Source organism: Exiguobacterium sp. s132, from assembly GCF_018617235.1.
In the GTDB taxonomy this organism is placed as follows: Bacteria; Bacillota; Bacilli; order Exiguobacteriales; family Exiguobacteriaceae; genus Exiguobacterium; species Exiguobacterium profundum.
Genome location: NZ_JACSJU010000001.1, coordinates 79,014 through 101,775 on the forward strand (window position 1 = coordinate 79,014; position 22,762 = coordinate 101,775).

Here is a 22,762-nt window from a genome sequence, read left to right on the forward strand (position 1 = left end):
AAGCTCATTGAAGTCTTCGTCTAACAAATGCATGTACAAAAAAGAGCCTCGCTGAACGAGACTCTCAATTGGCCATCCGTTTTCGTCTTTTCACGAACGAGAAGGCGATGAATAAGACATAGAACGGGATGGCGATGAACCAAAATGTCGGCCATTCTTTCCAACGTGCGAACATCATATACGTCACATAGACGAGACTGATGGTAATGATGAACGAGTGACGTGGCAATGGTACATCTTTAAAACTCGGGATACGAACACGGCTGACCATCAACAAGGCGAGCCCTGTGAAGAAAATCGGTGTCAACAGTTCACTGACGCGGTCACCGAACGTTGTGATGACAGCGAGAAGTCCCCCGGCGGCCGTGATGGGGACACCAGAGAAGTAACTCGCTGCAACGTTTGTCGCAGATAAATTGAAGCGAGCCAGACGATAGGCGCCGAATAGCGGGAAAAGTGCCGCAAAAAACAATCCATAATTGCCGTAATCAATAAAGAAGGTGTAATAAGCGAGCATCGCCGGTGCGACCCCGAACGTTACGATGTCAGCGAGTGAGTCCAATTCTTTCCCAAAATCGCCAGCGACCCCGAGCATACGGGCGAGGCGCCCGTCTAAACTGTCGAGCATCATCGCGATGATGATTAACAGTGTGGCGTTTGAGAAGTCACCACGTGCGGCGTAGACGATGGCGACGACACCACAAAATAAATTTCCGAACGTAAAGGAGTTTGGGACCCACGAACGGATACGTTCTTTCCACATAATTTTGCCCCCAGTAAGGTCATTGGCTGAACCAGTGCCCGTTTGTAAATTGCAGTAAATCTTCAGGTGTTAATTCGATTTGATAGCCGCGTTTTCCGGCAGAAATGGTGATCGTCTCTCTGTCTTGAGCTGCTTCGTGCAGATAGACAGGGAACGGCTTCTTCGCCCCAATCGGAGAGACTCCTCCTCGAATATAACCGGTCAATGTCTCGAGCTCTTTCATCGGGACGGTCGATGCTTTCTTCGCCCCCCAAGCTTTTGCGGCTGCTTTTAAATCGATGTCACGCTCTCCAGAGATGAGAAAGAAGGCATATTGCTTTTTCTCGTTCATGAGACAAATCGTTTTATACAGTTCGTCGAGCGGTTTATTCAATGTCATCGCCACATGTTTAGCTGAGACATCGGTGTCATCAACTTCATACGTATGATAGGTGAACGGAATCTTCTTCTGTTTCAGTTGCCGAGCGGCGTTTGTCAGTTGCATCTGACTCATCCTTTCGTGACCGACTCCTTTTAGAATAGCAAATCAACCAACTTCCCGGCAATTGAACTTCAAAAAACTTTTCAGTAAAGGAAGGAGTTTGAAGGAATGACGAAGAAATGAACAGTGATTCATTTTGAAAGGGGAATGAAAATGGAGACGATTCAATTGACGACACACAATGGAGTAGGATGGTTGAAACTGAACCGACCTGAAAAGCTAAACGCCTTGAACGAGACGTTGCTTCGTGAAATGAAAACGGCAATCGACACATTTGAACAGGACGACGCGGTTCGTGTCATCGTTCTTGTCGGAGAGGGACGAGCGTTCTCATCCGGACAAGATTTAACGATCGAGAGCGATGCGGACTATGGGGAATATTTAGAAGACGTGTATCATCCACTCGTACGTACGCTTTTCTCATGTCAGAAACCACTCATCGCAGGGATTCACGGTGTCGTGGCTGGAGCAGGACTCAGTTTGGCACTCGCGGCAGACGTTCGAATCGTCGCCAAGTCGACGAAGTTCAGCTCGGCGTTCATTAAAATCGGGTTGGTCGCGGATGCGGGCGGCCCATATCACTTACGTCGACTCATGCGCGACGACCTCGCATTAGATTGGCTCTGGAGTGGCAGTACGATTGACTCGGATGCCGCGCGTACATTCGGGCTCGTCACTGAGCTCGTGGAAGATGCGATGTATACGGAGCGATTGACTTCATATGCGGAGACACTCGCTAGGAAGTCACCGGTCGCTGTTCAAGGGATGAAGGCGCTCATTCGAGCCGCTTCATTTGAGGACGGATTGAATGAAGAAATCAAATGGCAACGGAAGTGTGGGGACACGGACGTGCACCGCCAAGCGATGCAGGCATTCTTGATGAAATGAAAAAAGCGGCTGCGGCCGCTTTTTTACGTGGTTGATTTTGCTTCGAACTGGAAGCCCTTTTGTTGCCACGTCCCGTATTTCCAACGACGGAACGCGAAGAATCCGCGGAACCACTCATCGAGGGAGAAGGCGAGCCAAATCCCAAGGATGCCGAGTCCCATTTGAAGACCGAACAAGTAGCTGAACGCCACGGCGACGCCCCACATCGAGGCGATCCCGATCATGACCGGGAAGCGGACGTCCCCGACAGACTTCAATGACCCCATCAAGACGATGTTCATGGCGCGACCCGGCTCTAAAATGAGCGTCGCCCATAAGATTGGCACACCGACCGCGATGATGTCAGGGTTTGATGTGAAGAGACCGAGTAGCGATTCGCTGAACACCGCTAAACCGAGAGAGGCGACGAACGAGGCGAACATGGCAATCTTCAATGTCTTGACGGCACGATGATAGGCTTCTTTAAACCGTTTCCCCCCAATATCCCGTGCAATCAAAAGCTGGGTTCCTTGCGCGACGGCGACGGTGAACAAGAAGGCAAGCATTGACAAGTTCATCACGTACACGCGAGCAGCGAGAGAAGCCTCGCCCATCGTCGCGATAAATCCAGTGATGATAATTTGGGATGCCTGATACGATAAATTCTCTCCGGCAGAAGGGACTCCAATCTGAAGGAGTGACTGGATGTCGTCTTTCTTCGGACGAATCACTTCTTTTAACGGGAAGCGGATCATGAGCTTCCGCTTGACGAGCCAGAACAAGAGAACCATAGCGGCGAATCGTGCAATCACGATGGCCCAAGCGACACCGGCAACACCTGTGACCGGAAGTCCCAACCAGCCGGTAACCGCAAAAATGGCACCGACAGCGGTGATGATATCAATCAAAAGCGTCGCGAGCATAGCGTGCTTCGTCATACCGTGACTCCGGAGGATCGAACTGAGCGCCATGATCAGTGCTTCGGTGAATAACGACAAGCCGACGATTTGCAGGAACAACAGCCCGTGCGCAAACAGTTCGTCTGATAGACCGAACAGGCGTAAGAACGTTTCACCGAACAAGAAGATGACGACGACCATGATTGCACCGAGCCACATGTTCAAACTGACGGCGGAGCGTGCGAAGTCGCGACTCTTCTTCATGCGCTGTGCCCCGATGGCCTGACCGATTAAAATGGTCGCCCCGACAGACGTCACACTAAAGACAATTAAGAACACGTTTAAGATTTGGTTGGCAACCCCGACGGCCGAAGCAGCGGCGTCTGAGTAGTGAGCGAGCATCAATGTGGCGATGATCCCGGTTCCCATGTGGAGGGCAAGTTCGATGAAAATCGGCCACGACAGTTTGAACAGGGTCAGCTGTTCCGTTTGTTTCGTCTGCATGTAGTGTATTCTCCCTTTTCTCTATAATTCTTTCTATTAACTATTTGTTTTATAAAAATGTCAAAGGTCATCTTACTCCTTATGAAATGAAAAAGAAAGGGGTTTGCTAAATTATTTTCAACAAAAAAATCACCCGAAGGAATCAGGTGATTTTCGAATTTATTTCAATTTCAGAATAGCAGCACTGAATGGAGCGAGTTCGATTTCGAGTGAGTCGAGGTCACGGTCATGCAAGAGGTCCGTGGCGGCTCCTGTATAACCGAGCGGATTCAGTTTCGAGGCAGAGTCCGAGTTATTGAAGTACACCAAGTAAGTCTCATCTTTCGTACACCGCTCGATGATGACTGCATTGTTCGCATCGTCGACCAGGTTGAAGCGATATGAGCCGGCATTGGCGAGCGCAGGGTGTTCCTTACGAAGCTGGATGAGCTTTTGGATGTAGCGGAAGAGATTACGGTCTTCTTCGGCTTCATCCCACGGCATACAGCGACGGCAACCTGGATCTTGTTCGCCTTCGAGTCCGATTTCGTCCCCGTAGTAGATACATGGGCTACCCGTATAAGTCAGCATTGAAGTCATCAAGAGTTTGAACTTGCCTTTATGTCCTTTCGCTCGTGTCAACGCGCGGGGGGTGTCATGCGAATCGATCAAGTTGAACGTGACTTCGTTGACGTTCATCGTGTTCATCATCTCGACACGTGTCAGTTCGTTACGGAACTCCGAAGCGGTCGTCCGGTCGAGGGCGAAGTAGTTCAAGCTCGCGTTCGTGAACGGATAGTTCATGACGGCATCGAACTGGTCACCTTGTAGCCAAGGTTGTGAATCGTGCCAAATCTCTCCGAGAATATAAGCTTCCGGGTTCGCATTTTTGACGGCCTTACGGAAGTCACGCCAGAATGCATGGTCGACTTCGTTGGCAACGTCAAGACGCCATCCGTCGATGCCGAATTCTTCGACCCAGTAACGGGCGACATCTAATAAGTAAGCTTTTAATTCGGGATGTTCTGTATTGATTTTCGGCATGTTCTTTTCAAATGCGAACGTATCATAGTTCGGCTTCGGTTCTGTGACAACCGGGAAATCGCGAAGGTAGAACCAATCACGGTACTCAGAGGACGGACCGTTTTCGACGACGTCTTGGAACCATGGGTGATGATATCCGACATGGTTGAAGACCGCGTCGAGCATGACTTTGATGCCGTTCTCGTGCAAGAGGTCGACCATCTCTTTAAATTTCTCTTTCGTCCCAAACTGTGGATCGATTTCCATGTAGTCGAGCGTATCGTACTTATGGTTTGTCGTCGCTTTAAAGATCGGGCAGAAGTAGATGCCGGTGATCCCGAGTTCGACTAAATGATCGATATGGTCGATTACTCCTTGGAAGTCGCCACCGAAAAAGTTTGTCGTCGTAGGCTCTGTCGAGTTCCATGGGAGCGTCTCTTCAGGATCGAGCGAAGCATCGCCATTTGCGAAACGGTCCGGGAAGATTTGATACCAGACCGTATCCTTCACCCAAGAAGGCGCATGGAAGATATCGATTGGGTTGATGAATGGGACACAGAAGTAGTAACCCGTATCATCGAGCGGCTTCTCTTCGAACCATCCTTTTTCGGTATAAATGGCCGTCTCTTGTCCATCATTCAAACGGAAGCCGTAACGTAGACGTCGGAACGGCGGTTTGATGGAGATGAACCAATAGTCGTAGGCGTCGTCAAACCCGATTTTCTCCATTGGAGTCTCGTATGTACGCCAGTAGCTCGGCTTATCCGGATCGAAGTTCCACATGGCTGGGTCTTCAGCGTGCCAATCATAAGGGTCGTTCCAAATCAAATCGACAGATTCGATATCGCCTCGCTTCGTATGGAAACGAATGTGGATTGTCTCGCGATCATATTTGTAGACGAACGGGGACATGGCACGATGATAAATCGCTTCTTTCATCATAAGGAAAACATTCCTTTCTTTATAGGGGATGACATCATTTTACAACATCGGGAATCAAAGAAAACAGATGTTGCGAAAACGTTTGCTCAAGCAAAGGTTAATAAAGCGTTTACATTTTGTCAATTGCTGAAACGCATAAAAAGTGAAGAATTGAGAACAAACATTTAAAAATTACATAAATGGGTCAACAGACGTAAAAAAAGTGTAAAAAAAGACTTGTAAAACGCTTTCACAACTGTATAATAAAAATTGAGGTGAGGATGCAAACGTTTTCACTACCGTGTCAATTTCGTAGCGGAGTTTTAAAATTGACGTGGTCGTGCGATTGCGCAAATCTGACCATACTATTTCCTTGGGGAGGTTTTTCATCATGAAGATGAAAAAAATGGTAGCAGGACTTTCAACAGCAGTATTCGCATTCGGTGCACTTGCTGCATGTGGTGGCGGAACGGACAACGGATCTTCTAACGAAGGTGGTTCTTCAAGCGAGAACAAACCTGAAAAGATCGTCATCTGGGAAGACATCGAAAAGTCTGAAACAACGAAAGAAGTTGCGAAGGCGTTCGAAGAAGAGCATGGCGTAAAAGTTGAAGTTGTCGAAGTACAGATGACAGATCAAAAAGACAAGCTCGCGCTTGACGGTCCAGCTGGAAAAGGTCCAGACATCGTGCTCGTACCACATGACCAGATTGGTACAATCGCAGACCAAGGTCACTTGGCTCCAATCGCTGACGAAGGATCGCTTGACGCGTTCACAGACGCTGCGAAATCAGCTGTCATGTTCGATGGCCAAGCTTACGGATATCCAAAATCAGTTGAGACACCAGTTCTCATGTATAACAAAGATTTGATGGCTGAAGCTCCAGCATCTATGGACGACCTTTACAAGTTGTCAAACGATGTAAAAGCTGACGGCGAGTACGGATTCCTTGCACTTTGGGATAACTTCTACTTCGCACACGGTGTTGTCGCTGGATTCGGCGGATACGTGTTCAAAGAAGACGGTGGCGCACTCGACCCAGCGGATATCGGTTTGAACAACGAAGGCGCAGTTGAAGGATTCGAATACATCGGTAAATGGTACGAAGAAGGCCTCTTCCCTAAAGGGTTGATCGGAGAGTCTGGCGGCCAAGCGATGGACCAACTCTTCACTGAGAAGAAAGCTCACTCAGTCATGAACGGACCATGGGCTGTAGCTGGTTACACAGATGCAGGCGTGAACCTCGGAGCGGCTCCAATGCCAACACTTCCGAACGGTGAGCCAATCAAGACGTTCATGGGTGTGAAAACATATGCCCTTTCAGCTTACACAGAAAACCAAGAGTGGGCTGAAATGTTCCTTCAAGAGTTGACGAATGAAGAAAACGCATTGGCAATGTTTGAAGCATACAACGAGATCCCACCAGTAGCAGCACTCGAGTCGAACGAGACAATCACGTCGAACGAAGTTGCGAAAGCGGTATTCGACCAAGCAACAAACGCAATCCCAATGCCGAACATTCCTGAAATGGGACAAGTCTGGGAGCCAATGGCTCAAGCGCTTCAGCTTGTAGCAACTGGTAAACAAGATGCACAAAAATCTGCAGATGATGCAGTGAAAGTCATCGAACAACAAATCCAAGCGAACAACCAATAAGGAATTGAGATGACGGGGTACGCCACATGGCGTTCCCCATCATTTTCTAGCATTGAGCAAACGTTTGCTTGATTGATTTGCTCAAATCGAAAGGAGAAACTGAGGATGGCTGCAATTGCGAACCCTAAATCACCGGACCAACGCCCGGACAAGCCTACAAACCATGCTCGGAACGCGGGACTACTTTCCATCATTCCGGGACTCGGACAGTTATACAACAAACAATACGCGAAGGCGGTAGCGTTCTTTATCGTCGTCGTATCTTATTTTGCCGTAAACTATGATCTATTTTTCAAAGGGGCGGGCGCCGGACCAGGTGACCGTGGAGGACTTTGGGGATTGATCACGCTTGGTGAAGTGCCAGGACCTCGTAACGACCACTCCATCTTCTTGATGGTCGAGGGGATTGTCGCGTTAATTTTACTTTTCTTCGGAATCGCGTTCTATGTTTGGAACATTCGTGACGCCTATCGTGTCGGTCGCGCTCGTGATCAGCATCTAAACCTTCCATCGTTCCAAATGCAACTTCGCAACTTGCGTGACCATGGATTCCCATACTTAATGTTAATCCCATCACTCATTTTGTTAGTGTTTACAGTTATTCTTCCATTGATCTTCACGTTCTTGATCGCCTTCACGAACTATCGCTATAACAACGCACCACCAGCGAAACTCGTCGAATGGGTCGGATTCGAGAACTTCACGCGTATCTTTGAAATTGATATCTTCCGTGACACATTCGTCGGAGTACTCGGCTGGACGCTTGTCTGGACGGTCGCTTCAACGACAGGTGTCATCGCGATCGGAATCTTCCTTGCGGTGCTCTTGAACCAAGAAGGACTTCGCTTCCGTCGTTTGTTCCGTTCAATCTTGATTCTTTCATGGGCGGTCCCAGCATTCATCACGATCTTAATCTTCCGCTCGATGTTCAACGAGTCGTTCGGGGTGTTCAATACGACAATCTTACCGGCGCTCGGTCTTGACCCAGTCAACTGGATGACCGATCCGACGGCGACACGTACGGCACTCGTTCTCATTCAATGGTGGCTCGGCTTCCCGTTCATCATGACGCTCATGACGGGTGTGCTTCAGTCGATTCCTGGTGACTTGTATGAAGCGGCGACAATTGACGGAGCGACGATCTTTGATAAGTTCCGCTTGATCACATTGCCGATGCTCTTGTTCGCAACTGCACCGATCTTGATCACGCAGTTCACGTTCAACTTCAACAACTTCAACATCATTTATCTCTTTAATGGCGGTGGCCCTGCTGTACCTGGACAAACGGCCGGCGGTACCGACATCTTGATTTCTTGGATTTACAAATTGTCTCTCGGTGCCAACCCGCAATACGGACTTGCGGCTGCGATCACACTCATCTTGTCATTCTTCATCATGACGCTTGCCGTGATCCAGTTCCGTCGGACAAAATCTTTCAAAGACGAGGATATGATCTGATATGAAAAAACAAAAACGAATCAATTTGGCGATCTCGTATGTCATCTTGACGCTTGCGTCGATCATCATTCTCTATCCGATGCTTTGGGTTGTCGGCACATCGTTCAACCCAGGGCGTACGATTACGTCAACGATTATTCCAGCAAATCCTACGTTCATTCACTACAAAAACTTGTTTGACCTAACGATTTCGGATTATAGTTTATGGTATGTGAACACGTTGAAAATCGCTTTCATCACGATGGCACTCTCAGTCGTCTTGGTGACGATTACCGGATACGTCTTCTCACGTTACCGCTTCGTCGGACGGAAGAACTCGCTCGTCTTGTTCCTCGTCCTTCAAATGGTGCCACAGTTCGTTGCGATCATCGCGATTTATGTGTTGCTCAACATGCTCAACCTTCTTGACACACATACAGCGCTCATCTTGCTCTATGCGGGTGGTGCGATTCCGATGAACACGTACTTGGCGAAAGGGTACTTCGACACGATTCCGAAAGAACTTGACGAAGCAGCCCGCATGGATGGTGCTGGTCACCTCCGAATCTTTTGGCAAATCATCTTGCCGCTCGCGAAGCCGATTGTCGCAACGATTGCTCTCTTTAACTTCATGGGACCATTCAACGACTTTATCTTGGCATCGCTCGTCCTTCGTTCACCAGAGAAACAAACATTGGCAGTTGGTCTTTACAACATGATTTCGAAACAGTTCGATAATAACTTCACGTTATTTGCGGCAGGTGCAGTTCTATCAGCCCTTCCAATCGTCATCTTGTTCTTCATGTTCCAACGCTACTTCGTTTCTGGCCTCACAGCGGGTGGTACGAAAGGATAATACTCGTAAAAGGAGGAAGCGATATGAGGCGAGGCGTCGTGCTCGTGCTCCTGTCGCTTCTTTTGTTTCCGACCGTCGTCGGAGCAAAGGAAGCCGCTACTTGGGAACAAGAACGCATGTATTTTATTATGGTCGACCGATTTGTTGACGGAAATCCGGACAACAATGAACAGGTGGACAAAGATGATCCGAAAGCATTTCACGGTGGTGATATCCGTGGAATCATTGAGAAGCTCGATTATATCGAATCACTCGGCTTCACATCGATTTGGCTGACGCCCGTTTTTGAGAATATGCCGGACGGCTATCACGGGTATTGGATTAAAGATTTCTATAACATCGATCCACAGTTTGGAACGAAAGAGGATTTACAGGAACTCGTTCAGGAAGCGCACAAGCGAGATATGAAAGTCATTCTCGACTTCGTCGTCAACCATGTCGGTCCGAACCACCCGTGGGTTAAAGAAAAGCCGGAATGGTTCCATGAACAGTTACCGATTGTATTTTGGAAAGACCAGGAGCAAGTCGAGACGCACTGGTTGTTCGACTTACCTGACTTCAAAACAGAGGATCCGGAAGTCAAATCGTATTTGATTGATGCGGCGAAGTACTGGATCGAAGAGACGGACATCGACGGCTATCGCCTCGATACGGTTCGTCACGTCGATAAAGCATTCTGGAAAGACTTTGTCGAAGGTGTGCGGTCGGTCGACCCAGACTTTTACTTACTCGCCGAAGTGTTCGACCCAGATCCGCAATACGTCGCGCAATATGACGATCTCGGGTTCAACAGCATCACAAACTTTACATTTTATGACCGTGTGTCGAAAACGATGACGCAACAGCAAGCGAACGTCGACGAGATTGACGTTGCCGCAAGCTATGCCGAAACGTTCTTCAACGACCCGAATCAGATGGCGACATTCCTCGATAATCACGATGTCGAACGCTTCATGCATATGGCAGAACTCGGTGGTGTGGAATCGGCGGAACGACGCTTACGCCTCGGTTTGTTCGCGCTTTATGCGTCACCTGGTATGCCGATCGTCTTCCAAGGGACAGAAAATGCGCAGACCGGTGGAACCGACCCGGCGAACCGTGTCATGACGGAATTCCCGGGAAATGAGGAGTTGCATGAATACGTTGCGACCATGAACCGCATGCGGGAAGAGTATCCGGTCTTTGCGACAGGAGAGCAACGCATGATCGCCTCGGAAGATGGGATGGCTGTCTTCGAACGGAAAGACGGAGATGACGTTGCGCTCTATGCAATCAACATGAATCGTGACAATCGAGAAATTGAGATCGATGTCAGTGAAATCGGGGAAGATATGAGACTTCGTGGTCTTTTATTCTCACAACTGGTCACAGATCAGCGCGGAACGTTTACAATTGAACTATCTGGTGAAAGTGCGAACGCTTACATCGTTGAGGAATCTTCGGTCAATCCGTGGATGATGGGCTTGCTCGTCGTAACGATTCCGATTTTCTTGACTGGTTTGGTCATGTGGAAGCGCCGCAAATAAAGACATGAAACGCCGCAAGGCACGAATCGAACTCACGGAAGCAGGGGGGAACACCATGCAAATCACAATCAAAGATGTGGCGAAGCACGCGAACGTCGCGCCGTCGACAGTCTCTCGCGTCATCGCCAACAGCCCAAGAATCAGTCAAAAGACAAAAGAACGGGTCAGAAGTTCCATGGAAGAGCTCGGGTATCATCCGAACATTCATGCGAGAAGTCTCGCTAACCGCTCGACGCAGTCGATTGGTCTCGTCATGCCGAGCGCGGCAACAAAGACACTTCAAAACCCGTTCTTTCCAGAAGTGCTACGAGGAATTAGCACGAAGGCGCACCAGAATGGATACTCGCTTTATATGACGACCGGCGTGACAGAAGAAGAAGTTTTGTCCGGTGTGATCGAGATGGTTCAAGGACGCCGTGTCGACGGTGTCATCGTTCTTTATTCACGTGAAGACGACCAAGTCGTCCAATACTTACGTCAAACGAAGTTTCCGTTCGTCGTGGTCGGGAAGCCGTTCGGGGACGCTTCTTCTATCACTTACGTCGATACGGATAACTATTTGGCTGGTCGTGAAGTGACGAAGCACCTTTATAACCTAGGTCATCGTCGTATCGCCTTCATCGGGGGATCGGATAAACTCGCCGTAACACAAGATCGTCGGAACGGGTACGCGACGGCCCTCATGGAAGCAGGAATCCCGGTATGCGAAGATTACATCGCCCGGGCTGAATTCATGACGAAGGGTGGCGCGAAGGCCGTCCGTGAACTGTTACAAAACGAGGAACCACCGACAGCTGTCGTCGTCAGTGATGATATGATGGCACTCGGTGTCATCAGTACGTTAAGCGAGATGGGGCTCAAAATCCCAGAGGACGTCGCGGTCGTTAGTTTCAATAACGTTTATATCGCGGAGCACTCGAACCCGCCGCTCACGTCGGTCGAAATTAACATCTTCGGTCTCGGTTTCGAGGCGACGAATTGCTTGATCGAACAAATCAGTGATAACGCTCCACCTTATGGGAAGCGTGTCATCGTGCCACATTATTTGGTCGTCCGCCAATCATGTGGGCAGAAGAAGAGTAAAGCGACGGAAACATTAGAATCGAATTCTTGATTGATCAGACGATTTCGCCATAGCGGAGTCGTCTTTTGCATATCCTTTTGATTGAAGCTTCATGAAGTAGGGAACAAGTTTCACGAAGGAATCGAAATCGAAAGGATGGATAGAGATGAGCGAAAGACGATTTGTCGGGACATTCGACACAAAAGAAAGCCTATTGTCAAAAATTAATGAGCTGAAAGAAAATGGCTACGATGAAGGGGAACTATTTGTCGTAACGGAGCGGGATGAAGCCGTTCACGTTCTTAAACGAGAGACGAACCTAAACGTAGAAGAAGGTGACACATCTTGGTTAGACAACCTCAACGGAGGGGGAAGCGAGGATCGGGATACGAAACAGGCGCTCACCGATTTAGGGATCGCGGACGACGAAATCGAACAGGCGCATTCTACAATCAAACAAGGGGGATATGCACTTGTCATCGACGAACCTGATACCGGATTCAATGATGGGCGAAGTGCGGTATTCGAGGGACACGAAGCGAATGCGGCGTTTGGTGATAATCCGGAAAATGGACAGAAAGATTGATTGAAACCGTCTCGATGAGAGGCGGTTTTTTTGATTGTAAAATGTGATGAAAAAAAGAAAGAAAAAGTTTTATGCAAACGATTGCATTCTCGTTTCAGTTGTGTAAAATGAAAGGTGAGATTAAATACAGCGCTTTCATAGACAAACGGTTGCATGAACTAGTTGTCCGTCGAAGGTAGCCTTGTAGAGAAAAAAGGAGTGGCAGACAGATGAAACGATTGTTTGCAGTCGATGAATGGAAAGTAACAGAGGAAGGTCTTCACCCGAAAGAGAACCGTCTTGCAGAATCCATCACATCGCTCGGGAACGGGCATATGGGGATGCGAGGAAACTTTGAGGAAGATTACTCGAATGATACGCACCAAGGATTCTACGTGGCGGGCGTCTACTACCCGGACAAAACACGTGTCGGTTGGTGGAAGAACGGATACCCTGAATACTTTGCCAAAGTGTTGAATGCGACAAACGTCATCGGTCTCCGCGTGGTCATCAATGGTACACCGGTCGACTTGGCAAAATGGGAAGTGAAAGATTTCACTCGCGAGCTCGACATGCAGCGTGGTGTCCTCACACGGACGTTCACCTTGATGAACGGGACAGAAGAGACGAAAGTGGAAGTCGTCCGCTTCTTCTCGATCGTGGATAAAGAAGTCTTGGCAATCCGTTACAACGTCACACCAGTCAACTACGAAGCAAAAATTGAGTTCACTCCATATTTAGATGGCGATGTCGTCAACGAAGACTCGAACTACGATGAGAAGTTCTGGCTTCCGGTCGACCGTGGTGTGGAAGAGCGTTTCGCTTTCGTTACGACGAAGACGAAGAAACTCGACTGGCATGTCACGGCATCGATGATTGCGGACGTCGAAGGTGCTCGTTGTGAAGTGCTTGAAGCGACAGATTTGTTTGTTGCCAATAAATTCACGGTCAACGTAACGGCCGGTGAGACAGCGACAGCCTACAAGTATGTGTCGGTCGTCACGAACCGCGACCACGAGGTTGAAGCATTGCAGTCAGCTGGGATGACACGTGTCGAAGCGGCGTTTGAAAAAGGATTTGAGACACTTCTCGCTGAACAGACGGAAGCATGGCTCGCACGCTGGGAAGATGCGGATGTTCGCATCGATGGAGACATCGAGGCACAACAAGGAATCCGTTTCAACATCTTCAACATGTATCAAACATATACAGGTGAAGATTCACGTCTTAACATCGGTCCAAAAGGATTCACAGGTGAGAAGTACGGCGGTGCGACGTATTGGGATACTGAAGCCTACTGCCTCCACTTCTATTTGGCGACAGCCAAACCAGAAGTCTCATGGAACTTGCTCAAATACCGTCACAATCAACTGCCACAGGCAAAAGAGAATGCTGTGAAGAATGTCGGTATGGAAGGCGCGCTTTATCCGATGGTCACGATGAACGGGGAAGAGTGCCACAACGAGTGGGAAATCACGCATGAAGAGATTCACCGTAACGGTGCGATTGCCCATGCTATCTTCAACTATACGAACTTCACAGGCGACAAGTCGTACCTTGGACAATACGGATTGGAAGTATTGGTCGAGATCTCGCGTTACTGGGCTAGCCGCGTCAACTTTGTCCCGCACAAAGACGTGTATATGATCCTAGGCGTCACAGGTCCGAACGAATATGACAACAACGTCAACAACAACTGGTATACGAACTTGATCGCCGCATGGACGCTCGAATATACGCAGGAAGTGTACAACTACTTGAAAGAAGCAGAACCTGCACGTCTCGAAGAGCTCGTGTCGACACTCGGCATCACGGACGCTGAACTTGCGAAGTGGGCGGACATCCAAACGAAGATGTATTATCCAAAAGATGATCTCGTTCCAGATGTCTTCATGCAACAGGACGGATTCATGGATAAAGAGCAGATTTTGGTGAAAGACCTCGATCCGAAACATCTTCCACTCAACCAAAACTGGTCATGGGATCGCATCCTTCGTTCGAACTTTATCAAACAAGCTGACGTCCTCCAAGGACTCTATACGTTCGGTGACCGCTTCACGGTCGAACAGAAACGTGCAAACTTTGACTTCTACGAGCCACGCACGGTTCACGAATCGAGCTTGTCACCATGTGTCTACTCGATCATTGCGGCAGAAGTCGGTTATGAAGACAAAGCGGTCGAATTGTACCAACGTTCGGCGCGCCTTGACCTCGACAACTATAACAATGACACGGAAGACGGATTGCACATCACGTCGATGGTCGGTTCGTGGATGTCCATCGTTCATGGGTTCGCTGGAATGCGCATTCAAGAGGATAACCTCTCGTTCAGCCCGATGACTCCGAAGGATTGGAACGGTTACTCGTTCAATATGCTCTGGCGCGGCCATCACTTGACGGTCACATCATCACGTGAACAAGTGACAATCAAGCAAACAGGTGGTACAGACGTGACCATCCATGTGTATGGAAATGCGGTAACGGTTCCTGCGAATGAATCGATTACAATCGAGACAGTGAAAGCGTGACCAATCGTTTCATACGAACAAGCCGACCTCGGTCGGCTTGTTTTTGTGTGAAAAACTTATCGGATTTCCTGCATATTTGCTGTATGCAGCATGAATAATCTATGTTATCTTGATTCTTAGCTATTTTGAGAAAGGGGAGTTGAAGCTTGACGGAAGCCGTTAAAGAACATACACGAATCGGGGTTGTCTCGATCATCGGAGGATTGTTCGTTGCCTTATCCATGACATTATTTTTAATTCCAGCTGGCGTCTATTCGACAGGATTTACGGGTCTTGCCCAAATCTTGACGAAATTGTTAGAGGGTACACCGCTTGAATTAGGGGAAGGACTCTGGTTCTTTATTCTGAACGCACCACTGCTCGTCGTCAGTTATTTTATGCTCGGGCGGAACATGATGATCCATACGCTGGTCAGTGTCGCCTCGGTCACGTTGTTCATTCGTTTGCTTCCGCAATCGCAGCTTCTCTCGGACGATCCACTTTTGAACGCTGTATTTGGCGGTGTGCTCTTGGCAATCGGCTCGGGGATCACGATTCGGTATGGAGCCTCGACGGGTGGCTTTGACATCGTTGCGCTGATTCTCGCGAAGTTTACGAACAACTCGGTTGGGGTCTATCTCTTCTTGATGAACATGATGATTGCCCTCGCAGCAGGTGCCTTGTTCGGATGGCCGACAGCGCTTTATACGATCGTCTTCTTGTATGTGACGTCAAAAGTCATCGATGAGATTTACACGAATACACAGCGTCAAACGCTCTTCATCGTGACGAATCACCCGGACGAGGTGACAAAGGAACTACATCAACACGTGTTCCGCGGGATCACGCTCATGCCGGCAATCGGGACATACTCGAAAGTCGAGAAAGCGACGCTCATGATGGTCGCGCAACGACACGAGGTGCGTGAGATCACGCGCATCTGTAAGGATGCAGACCCATCGGTTTGGATCAATATTTTACCGACAGAGGACGTCGAAGGGACGTTCCGTCGCTAAACATGAATGAATCACAAAAAGCACCGACTTTTCTAAGTCGGTGCTTTCGTTATGCCTTGATGCCAAGTCGCTCTTCTAAGAAGAGGGCGATCCCGTCATCCATATTTGAAGCCGTCACTTCGTTGGCTACATTCTTCAATTGGTCGATGGCGTTCCCCATCGCGACACCGGTACCGACATAGTCGAGCATCTCGAGGTCGTTCTCTTCGTCACCGAACGCGATAATGTGCTTCCGGTCAATGTTTAAGTGCTTCGAGACCTCTTGAAGCCCAAGTGCCTTCGATGTGTTTTTGCTCATGACTTCAATCATATGTTCGGGCATACGCCACTGACGGTTCAATACCGCCTCCGCATGAATGTCGTCGAGTTGGGTGCGGACGTGCGCGACGTGATCTTTTGTCGCATGAATCAATAAGGACGTCGGCTCGTCCTGCAAATGCTTCAACAAGTTACCTGATGTGACGCTGAGCGCACGTTCTGCATATGGACTATAGAACTCTTGCGGGTCTTTTTGGAAGTAGACGTGGTCCGTCACTTCGACGACGATATTGTGTGCCTTCGTATCCGCTACTTCTTCAATGATGTCATGGGCGGTCTTGAGCGGAATCGGTCGGTGTGTCACCGCATAATTCGCATCTTTCGGGTGATGTACGAGCGCACCGTTGAAGTTGACGAGTGGCGTCGTCAATCCCATTTGCTCATAGTACATGATCGAATGGCGCTTTGGACGCCCTGTGGCGATCATGACTTCATGACCAGCTTCACGCGCTGCTTGAAGAGCGCGGAGGTTTCGTTCGCTGATTGTTTTATCATCTCTTAATAACGTTCCATCTAAATCGACTGCGATTAAATAACGTGACATCAGTCATCCTCTTTTCTTCACAATGATGTTTCTACGACCGTATCACATTTTTCGATTTGACGGAAAGAATATACAATCGAAGTCGCATATTCTATTCGAACAATGCTATACTAATGTCGTATGAATTTTTACGAATCATCTGTGAGATGGAGGGGACGTTCAATGCGTTATTTAGTGACATTGATCTGGGCGATTGTGCTCTCAAATACAGCGGTATTTATCATTTCTGCCGTTGATGGTGTAGAGTTCAACGCGATGCTCGCGACAGGATTTGGCGTGGCCATCACAATCTTCGTTGCAATTCTCGATGTCTTGAATCAAGACATGGGAATCAGCGACGTTGCACAAGAGAAGTAAGCCGTCTACAATCAAACTGACTCGTGCATGAGTCAGTCTTTTTTCTTTATCCAACATAGAGGAGGATCACACATATGAAAAACCCTGAAAAACGCGCGAATTTTATCACGTTCGCCATTATCGGTGCGATTATCGTCATCGGAATCGGTTTGTTGTACTTTTTAAATGGAAACAATACTGACGATGGTGTCAACGCCGTCACAGCAGATGAATTGCAACAACAATTAGACCAAGATGGTGAAGTCGTCGCTTACTTCTGGCAAACGGGCTGCGAATACTGTGAGCAAGTGAAGCCTTATGTCGAACCCCTTATCGAAGAATATGATGCGGTCTCGATCAACTTGTCTGACCATAACGTATGGACGACGTATGGGATTGAAGGTACGCCGACTATCATCCGATTTGAAGATGGAAAAGAGGTCGGTCGCATTGAAGGAGCGGTCTCTGAACAACAATATGAGACGTTCTTTAAAAATGAGGAGGCCAAAGAGGAATGAAGCGTCGTTTCTACCAAACGTTATTTGAGCTGAACGCCTCGCCTTGGATCGCCACACGCCTCAAGCGTTTCGCAGAATCAGATGTGAGTCGTCACTTGATTCCATCGTTTGCAAAAGTATATGACATTGCGGTAGAAGAGGCAGAGCAACCGCTTGCTGCCTATCCATCATTGCATGCGTTCTTTACCCGTCACTTGAAGACGGGAGCACGTACGATTGATGAGTCGTCCGATACCCTCGTATCACCGTGTGATGGAAAGTTATCGATCATCGAATCGATTTCAGAAGACAGTCGTTTCGAGGTGAAAGGTCAGTCGTATACGCTTGCGGAGTTACTCGGTTCTCAACAAGAAGCAAGACGTTATGCAGGGGGGACGGTCGTCGTTCTCTACCTCAGTCCGCGCGATTATCACCGCGTCCACACACCGCTCTCTGGTCGTGTGCTCAGTCACTATGAGCTCGGGGACCGTTCGGCACCGGTGAATGAAATCGGATTGACGGAGACGGTTCGACCGCTCTCACGCAACTACCGTCGTGTGACGCGCTTCGACAGCCCAGCCGGAACGTACGAACATATCATGGTCGGTGCCTTGAACGTCAACACGATTGAGTGGACGCTCGAAGGAGACCAGGCGGGCAAAGGAGAAGAGGTGGGATACTTCTCGTTCGGTTCGACCGTCGTTCTTTGTTTTGAGAAGGATACGATTCAAATGGACCGTGAAAAGATCGGTCCGGTTCGACTCGGTGAAGTCATCGGGACAATCAAATCCAACTAATTTTGTGTCAATTTTCTTCCGACCGAACGATAGACTAGTCGTTTGGTCGGTTTTCGTTTACCATAGAAGGGATATCAATACTTGTATAAGTAGTTGAATCGTTTAGCTAATTGGAGGAATTTTACGTGTTTAATCGACTTTATCCGAAACAGTTCGTCGCGTCTGTGTTTGACATCGACCTACAAGAATTGAAAGACCGTGGGGTGCGCGTCATTTTGACGGACCTTGATAATACACTCGTGGCGTGGGACGTCCCACATGCGCCAGAGCTTTTATTGATGTGGCTTGAAAAAGTGAAATCATACGGTTTCGATGTGATTGTCGTATCAAATAATAACGAGAATCGTGTACGAACATTTACGGAGCCGCTCGGCCTTCATTATGTCGCTCGTGCTAGAAAACCATTACCATCTGGATTTAAAGCGGCACTCTCGAAATATGGGTACTCGCCGAAGGAAGCCATCTTCTTAGGGGACCAGCTGTTCACAGACGTTCTCGGGGCAAACATGGCGGGCATTCATGTCATTCATGTGCAACCGGTCGTCAAAACGGACGGACTCGTCACGAAATTTAACCGGATGCTCGAAAAAGTGGTCTTCGCCCATATGAAGCGTCGTGGGAAGTATGTATTGATCACGAAAAAAGTGGAAGAACTTGCCGTTGACGCACAACGGGCAAAAGTCGCGGTCGCTGAAAAAATCGGTGAGGCCATGCATCCACGTTCCGAAGATTCACATAAAAAAGATGAATAAGACCTCGAACGCACAGGAAGAAGGAGGCTGCCCATGTACGGCGAGCAAGGCGTCGGAATTAACGCTTCAGGAGTAGCAGCGAGGTGCTACGGTGAATGAAGAAGGGGAAACCTGAACGGCAGTAAGTATAACTATGGAAGAAACAAAACGATATTGCGCTGGGTGCGGCGTAGCCATCCAAACGGAAGACCCGAACGGGGTCGGCTATGCACCGAAATCGGCACTTGACCGTGAGATTGTCATTTGCCAACGTTGCTTCAAATTGAAGCACTATAACCAAGTTCAAGATGTGGAGTTATCAGATGATGACTTCTTGCGCATCTTGAATGGTATCAGTTCAAAAGAAGCACTCGTCATCAAAATCGTCGACATTTTCGACTTCAATGGCAGTTGGCTTCCGGGTCTTCAACGCTCAGTCGGATCGAACCCGGTACTGTTAGTCGGAAACAAGGTCGACTTGTTACCGAAGTCGGTCAACCCGAACCGGATGGCGAACTGGGTGAAGGCAGAGGCAAAAGAACTCGGCTTGAACCCAATCGACGTTCATTTGATCAGTGCGAAAAAAGGACATGGTATCGATGAACTCGCTGAAAAGATTGAGTACTACCGCAAAGGCAAAGACGTCTTTGTCGTCGGTTGTACGAATGTCGGGAAGTCGACACTCATCAACCAGGTGATCAAACGTTTCGGTGAAGAGGATGAAGCCATCATCACCGTCAGTCATTTCCCGGGAACGACGCTTGACTTGATCGACATTCCGCTCGACGATGATGCGAACTTGTACGACACACCAGGAATCATCAACCGTCATCAAATGGCACACTATGTCGATGCGAAAGATTTGAAGACGATCACACCGAAGAAAGAAATCAAGCCGCACGTGTTCCAGTTGAATCCGCAGCAGACGCTCTATTTCGGCGGATTGGCACGTTTAGATTATCTTGAAGGAAATAAGCGATCGTTCGTCATTTATATGTCGAATGAATTGAAAGCACACCGTACGAAACTCGAACGTGCCGATGAGCTCTATGACCAACATATTGGGAAGATGCTCAACCCGCCGAATGAGAAGACACTCGAAATCTTACCGCCACTCGTCCGTCATGAGTTCAGCTTACGGGACGGCGTGAAAACGGATATCGTGTTCAGTGGTCTCGGTTGGGTCGCGATTCACGGAAAAGGTGGCCGTATCGCAGCATGGGCTCCAAAAGGCGTCGCAGTCACACTTCGCGAGGCGCTCGTATGAATCTGGCCGTCATCGGTCACCCGATTGCTCATTCGCTCTCTCCCCAACTGCACGAGCAGTGGTTGAGGGCGTCTGGGCTTTTCGGGCGTTATGAGGCCATCGATGCCACACCAGATCAACTCCCAGCCTTGTTTGCGGCAATGCGAGAAGGGGACTGGGATGGATTCAATGTCACGATTCCCTATAAAGAGGTGGTCGTTCGGTATCTCGATGACCTTGACGAAGCGGCGAAACATGCTGGAGCCGTCAATACGGTGTATAAACGAGACGGGCGACTTATCGGGACGAATACGGACGGGGCAGGTCTTGTCCAAGCGCTGATGCCATACACAGACTTTACAGGGCGTGTCCTGATTGTCGGTGCCGGAGGAGCGGCTCGGGGGATTGTCCAAGCTCTCCCGACGCGTGACGTGACGATTGTCAATCGAACTGTGGAACGGGCAAAAGCGCTCGCCGACACGTTCGGAGTCGTCTACACGACGTTTGATGAGATGGACGTCTCTCGATATGATGTCATCATTCAGACCACTTCTGTCGGGATGGACGAGAGATCGACACCACTTTCATTAGAAGGATTACGACAAAACACGGTCGTTTGTGATATCATATATCGTCCACTTGTCACCCCGATGCTTCAAGAAGCGAAACGTCGCGGAGCCAAAGTTGTGACAGGTGTAGCCATGTTCGTCTGGCAGGGCGCGCTCTCGTTCGAGAAATGGACGGGCGTGAAACCGGACGAAACCATTGGAAAAAAGTTAATCGAAGGATTATTGGAGGAATAATATACTATGTTATCAGGTAAACAAAAACGCTTTTTACGCGCAGAAGCGCACCATCTTTCACCAATCTATCAAGTTGGGAAAAATGGAGTCAGCGAAGCGATGTGTAAAGATATCGCGGACGCACTCGAGAAACGTGAATTGATTAAAGTTCAAGTACTTCAAAACTGCATGGACACGCCTAAAGATGTCGCTGGTGAGTTAGCTGAAGGCACACAGGCTGAAGTCGTTCAAGTGATTGGAAAAGTCATCGTCTTGTACAAAGAGGCGACCGAGAAAGAAAATCGCCAAATCAAACTCCCATGAGCCGGATCGGCTTGATGGGCGGAACGTTCGACCCGCCGCATCTCGGACATCTGTTAATCGCGGAACAAGCGCGTGAACAGCTTGAACTTGATGAGGTGTGGTTCCTGCCGGCTGCGATTCCACCTCATAAGGTCGGGTTCAGCTCGGCAGACCACCGAATCGAGATGACGCGACGCGCCATACAAAATCAGTCCGACTTCAAGTTGAACTTGATTGAGTTTGAACGGAGTGAGCCGTCTTATACGGTCGAGACGATGAAACGGCTGATCGAACAGTATCCGAATGATGAATTCTACTTTTTGATTGGTGCCGATTCACTCGTTTCGCTCGAATCCTGGTATGACTATGAGACGCTCATCCGTCTTGTCACGTTCGGTGCGGTCGCACGGCCAGGGACACGTTATTTGATTCCGGAGAAGGCAGACGTCCACGCGATTGACATGCCGCAACTCGAGATTTCATCGACGGACATCCGGGAACGGGCGAAACGAGGCAAATCCATCAAATATCTTGTCCCGACGCCAGTCGAGGAGTATGTGAAGGAGCATAAGTTGTATGACGTTTGAAGAAGCGCACGAGTTGATTAAACAGACGCTGCCAGAAAAACGCTATATCCATACGCTCGGTGTCGTCGAGACGGCGGAACGCATGGCGGTTCAATTCGGTGAAGAGGTCGAACAGGCTCGTCTTGCTGCCATGCTTCATGATTATGCGAAGTACTTTGACGTCGAAGAAATGCGTCGAGTCGTCGTGGAAGAAGGGTTAGACCCGAATCTACTTGAGTACGGGGACGAACTACTTCATGCGCCGGTCGGTGCGATTTTACTTTCCCGTCAATACGACCTGGATGACGCGGTGCTCTCGGCGATTCGGAATCATACGACGGGAGAGCCCGGGATGTCTCGGCTCGACCAAATTCTGTTCGTGGCGGATGCCATCGAACCGAATCGGAATTATCCCGGCGTCGACCGGTTGCGGGCAGAAGTGGAGCGTTCGCTCGAAGCGGCGGTTGTCGCGACACTGAAACAAACGATTGAATTTTTATTGAAGAAGTCGGTGCGTATTTTTCCACTGACGATTGAAACGTATAACGATTTTGTGAATATACCTTAGGAGGGTCAAT

Annotated in this window: 23 protein-coding genes; 18 read left to right on the forward strand and 5 right to left on the reverse strand. The window is 48.9% G+C overall.

The window, feature by feature from the left end; all coding sequences use genetic code 11:
* Positions 1-64 precede the first annotated feature (64 nt).
* Positions 65-763, reverse strand: a complete 699-nt coding sequence (pssA, locus tag KNO78_RS00425; RefSeq protein ID WP_074037646.1) for a CDP-diacylglycerol--serine O-phosphatidyltransferase — start codon at positions 761-763, stop codon at positions 65-67.
* Positions 764-782: 19 nt separating this feature from the next.
* Complete coding sequence (gene ybaK / locus KNO78_RS00430; protein WP_159561895.1) at positions 783-1,247, reverse strand: Cys-tRNA(Pro) deacylase; 465 nt, start codon at positions 1,245-1,247, stop codon at positions 783-785.
* A 150-nt stretch (positions 1,248-1,397) separates the two neighbouring features.
* Here ybaK and KNO78_RS00435 point away from each other — a divergent pair, with 150 nt between their 5' ends.
* On the forward strand, positions 1,398-2,132 hold the full coding sequence (locus tag KNO78_RS00435; protein WP_214691220.1) for an enoyl-CoA hydratase/isomerase family protein: 735 nt from the start codon (positions 1,398-1,400) through the stop codon (positions 2,130-2,132).
* A gap of 23 nt (positions 2,133-2,155) precedes the next feature.
* On the opposite strand, the gene KNO78_RS00440 is transcribed toward KNO78_RS00435, so the two are convergent.
* Together KNO78_RS00440 and KNO78_RS00445 are read right to left on the reverse strand one after the other, a co-directional pair.
* Entirely contained in the window at positions 2,156-3,514 is a 1,359-nt protein-coding gene (locus KNO78_RS00440) for an MATE family efflux transporter (protein ID WP_214691219.1), read from the reverse strand.
* Positions 3,515-3,673: 159 nt separating this feature from the next.
* Complete coding sequence (locus tag KNO78_RS00445; protein WP_214691218.1) at positions 3,674-5,458, reverse strand: glycoside hydrolase family 13 protein; 1,785 nt, start codon at positions 5,456-5,458, stop codon at positions 3,674-3,676.
* Positions 5,459-5,828: 370 nt separating this feature from the next.
* Between KNO78_RS00445 and KNO78_RS00450 the strand changes: the two genes are divergently transcribed.
* The 8 genes from KNO78_RS00450 to KNO78_RS00485 all read left to right on the forward strand — a co-directional run bounded on the left by KNO78_RS00450 (position 5,829) and on the right by KNO78_RS00485 (position 16,064).
* A complete protein-coding gene (locus KNO78_RS00450) occupies positions 5,829-7,094 on the forward strand; it encodes an extracellular solute-binding protein (protein WP_074037640.1) in 1,266 nt (421 codons plus the stop codon).
* A gap of 105 nt (positions 7,095-7,199) precedes the next feature.
* Positions 7,200-8,552, forward strand: coding sequence for a sugar ABC transporter permease (locus tag KNO78_RS00455; protein WP_015880983.1), 1,353 nt, complete (start codon positions 7,200-7,202; stop codon positions 8,550-8,552).
* A gap of 1 nt (position 8,553) precedes the next feature.
* Positions 8,554-9,387, forward strand: a complete 834-nt coding sequence (locus tag KNO78_RS00460; protein ID WP_074037639.1) for a sugar ABC transporter permease — start codon at positions 8,554-8,556, stop codon at positions 9,385-9,387.
* Between the two features lie 23 nt (positions 9,388-9,410).
* Positions 9,411-10,913 carry an alpha-amylase family glycosyl hydrolase gene (locus tag KNO78_RS00465; protein ID WP_214691217.1) on the forward strand — a complete coding sequence of 501 codons (1,503 nt, stop codon included), beginning with the start codon at positions 9,411-9,413 and terminating at the stop codon, positions 10,911-10,913.
* 55 nt (positions 10,914-10,968) lie between these two features.
* Entirely contained in the window at positions 10,969-12,027 is a 1,059-nt protein-coding gene (locus KNO78_RS00470) for a LacI family DNA-binding transcriptional regulator (protein ID WP_015880986.1), read from the forward strand.
* A gap of 115 nt (positions 12,028-12,142) precedes the next feature.
* Positions 12,143-12,562 (forward strand): YflT domain-containing protein, encoded by a 420-nt coding sequence (locus KNO78_RS00475; RefSeq protein ID WP_074037637.1) that lies wholly within the window; start codon positions 12,143-12,145, stop codon positions 12,560-12,562.
* 209 nt (positions 12,563-12,771) lie between these two features.
* Positions 12,772-15,069 carry a glycoside hydrolase family 65 protein gene (locus KNO78_RS00480; RefSeq protein ID WP_214691216.1) on the forward strand — a complete coding sequence of 766 codons (2,298 nt, stop codon included), beginning with the start codon at positions 12,772-12,774 and terminating at the stop codon, positions 15,067-15,069.
* Positions 15,070-15,215: 146 nt separating this feature from the next.
* Positions 15,216-16,064 (forward strand): YitT family protein, encoded by an 849-nt coding sequence (locus KNO78_RS00485; RefSeq protein WP_031421243.1) that lies wholly within the window; start codon positions 15,216-15,218, stop codon positions 16,062-16,064.
* A 49-nt stretch (positions 16,065-16,113) separates the two neighbouring features.
* Here KNO78_RS00485 and KNO78_RS00490 read toward each other — a convergent pair whose 3' ends face one another.
* A complete protein-coding gene (locus KNO78_RS00490) occupies positions 16,114-16,926 on the reverse strand; it encodes a Cof-type HAD-IIB family hydrolase (protein ID WP_074037635.1) in 813 nt (270 codons plus the stop codon).
* A gap of 162 nt (positions 16,927-17,088) precedes the next feature.
* Here KNO78_RS00490 and KNO78_RS00495 point away from each other — a divergent pair, with 162 nt between their 5' ends.
* The 9 genes from KNO78_RS00495 (at position 17,089) to yqeK (ending at position 22,752) form a co-directional block, all read left to right on the forward strand.
* The gene (locus tag KNO78_RS00495; protein WP_015880991.1) at positions 17,089-17,283 is read left to right on the forward strand and encodes a YjzD family protein; all 195 of its coding nucleotides are present in this window, start codon (positions 17,089-17,091) and stop codon (positions 17,281-17,283) included.
* 74 nt (positions 17,284-17,357) lie between these two features.
* The gene (locus KNO78_RS00500) at positions 17,358-17,780 is read left to right on the forward strand and encodes a thioredoxin family protein (protein WP_159561902.1); all 423 of its coding nucleotides are present in this window, start codon (positions 17,358-17,360) and stop codon (positions 17,778-17,780) included.
* Complete coding sequence (locus KNO78_RS00505) at positions 17,777-18,556, forward strand: phosphatidylserine decarboxylase (RefSeq protein WP_214691215.1); 780 nt, start codon at positions 17,777-17,779, stop codon at positions 18,554-18,556. The genes KNO78_RS00500 and KNO78_RS00505 overlap by 4 nt, the downstream gene beginning before the upstream one ends.
* A 125-nt stretch (positions 18,557-18,681) precedes the next feature.
* A complete protein-coding gene (locus KNO78_RS00510; RefSeq protein ID WP_015880994.1) occupies positions 18,682-19,308 on the forward strand; it encodes a YqeG family HAD IIIA-type phosphatase in 627 nt (208 codons plus the stop codon).
* 133 nt (positions 19,309-19,441) lie between these two features.
* The gene (yqeH, locus tag KNO78_RS00515; protein ID WP_214691214.1) at positions 19,442-20,554 is read left to right on the forward strand and encodes a ribosome biogenesis GTPase YqeH; all 1,113 of its coding nucleotides are present in this window, start codon (positions 19,442-19,444) and stop codon (positions 20,552-20,554) included.
* Positions 20,551-21,336, forward strand: coding sequence for a shikimate dehydrogenase (aroE, locus tag KNO78_RS00520; protein ID WP_214691213.1), 786 nt, complete (start codon positions 20,551-20,553; stop codon positions 21,334-21,336). Before yqeH ends, aroE begins: the two co-directional genes overlap by 4 nt.
* A 6-nt stretch (positions 21,337-21,342) precedes the next feature.
* The gene (gene yhbY, locus KNO78_RS00525) at positions 21,343-21,639 is read left to right on the forward strand and encodes a ribosome assembly RNA-binding protein YhbY (RefSeq protein WP_015880997.1); all 297 of its coding nucleotides are present in this window, start codon (positions 21,343-21,345) and stop codon (positions 21,637-21,639) included.
* On the forward strand, positions 21,636-22,205 hold the full coding sequence (locus tag KNO78_RS00530) for a nicotinate-nucleotide adenylyltransferase (RefSeq protein WP_074037631.1): 570 nt from the start codon (positions 21,636-21,638) through the stop codon (positions 22,203-22,205). Before yhbY ends, KNO78_RS00530 begins: the two co-directional genes overlap by 4 nt.
* Entirely contained in the window at positions 22,195-22,752 is a 558-nt protein-coding gene (gene yqeK, locus KNO78_RS00535; protein WP_214691212.1) for a bis(5'-nucleosyl)-tetraphosphatase (symmetrical) YqeK, read from the forward strand. Before KNO78_RS00530 ends, yqeK begins: the two co-directional genes overlap by 11 nt.
* The last annotated feature ends 10 nt before the right edge of the window (positions 22,753-22,762 follow it).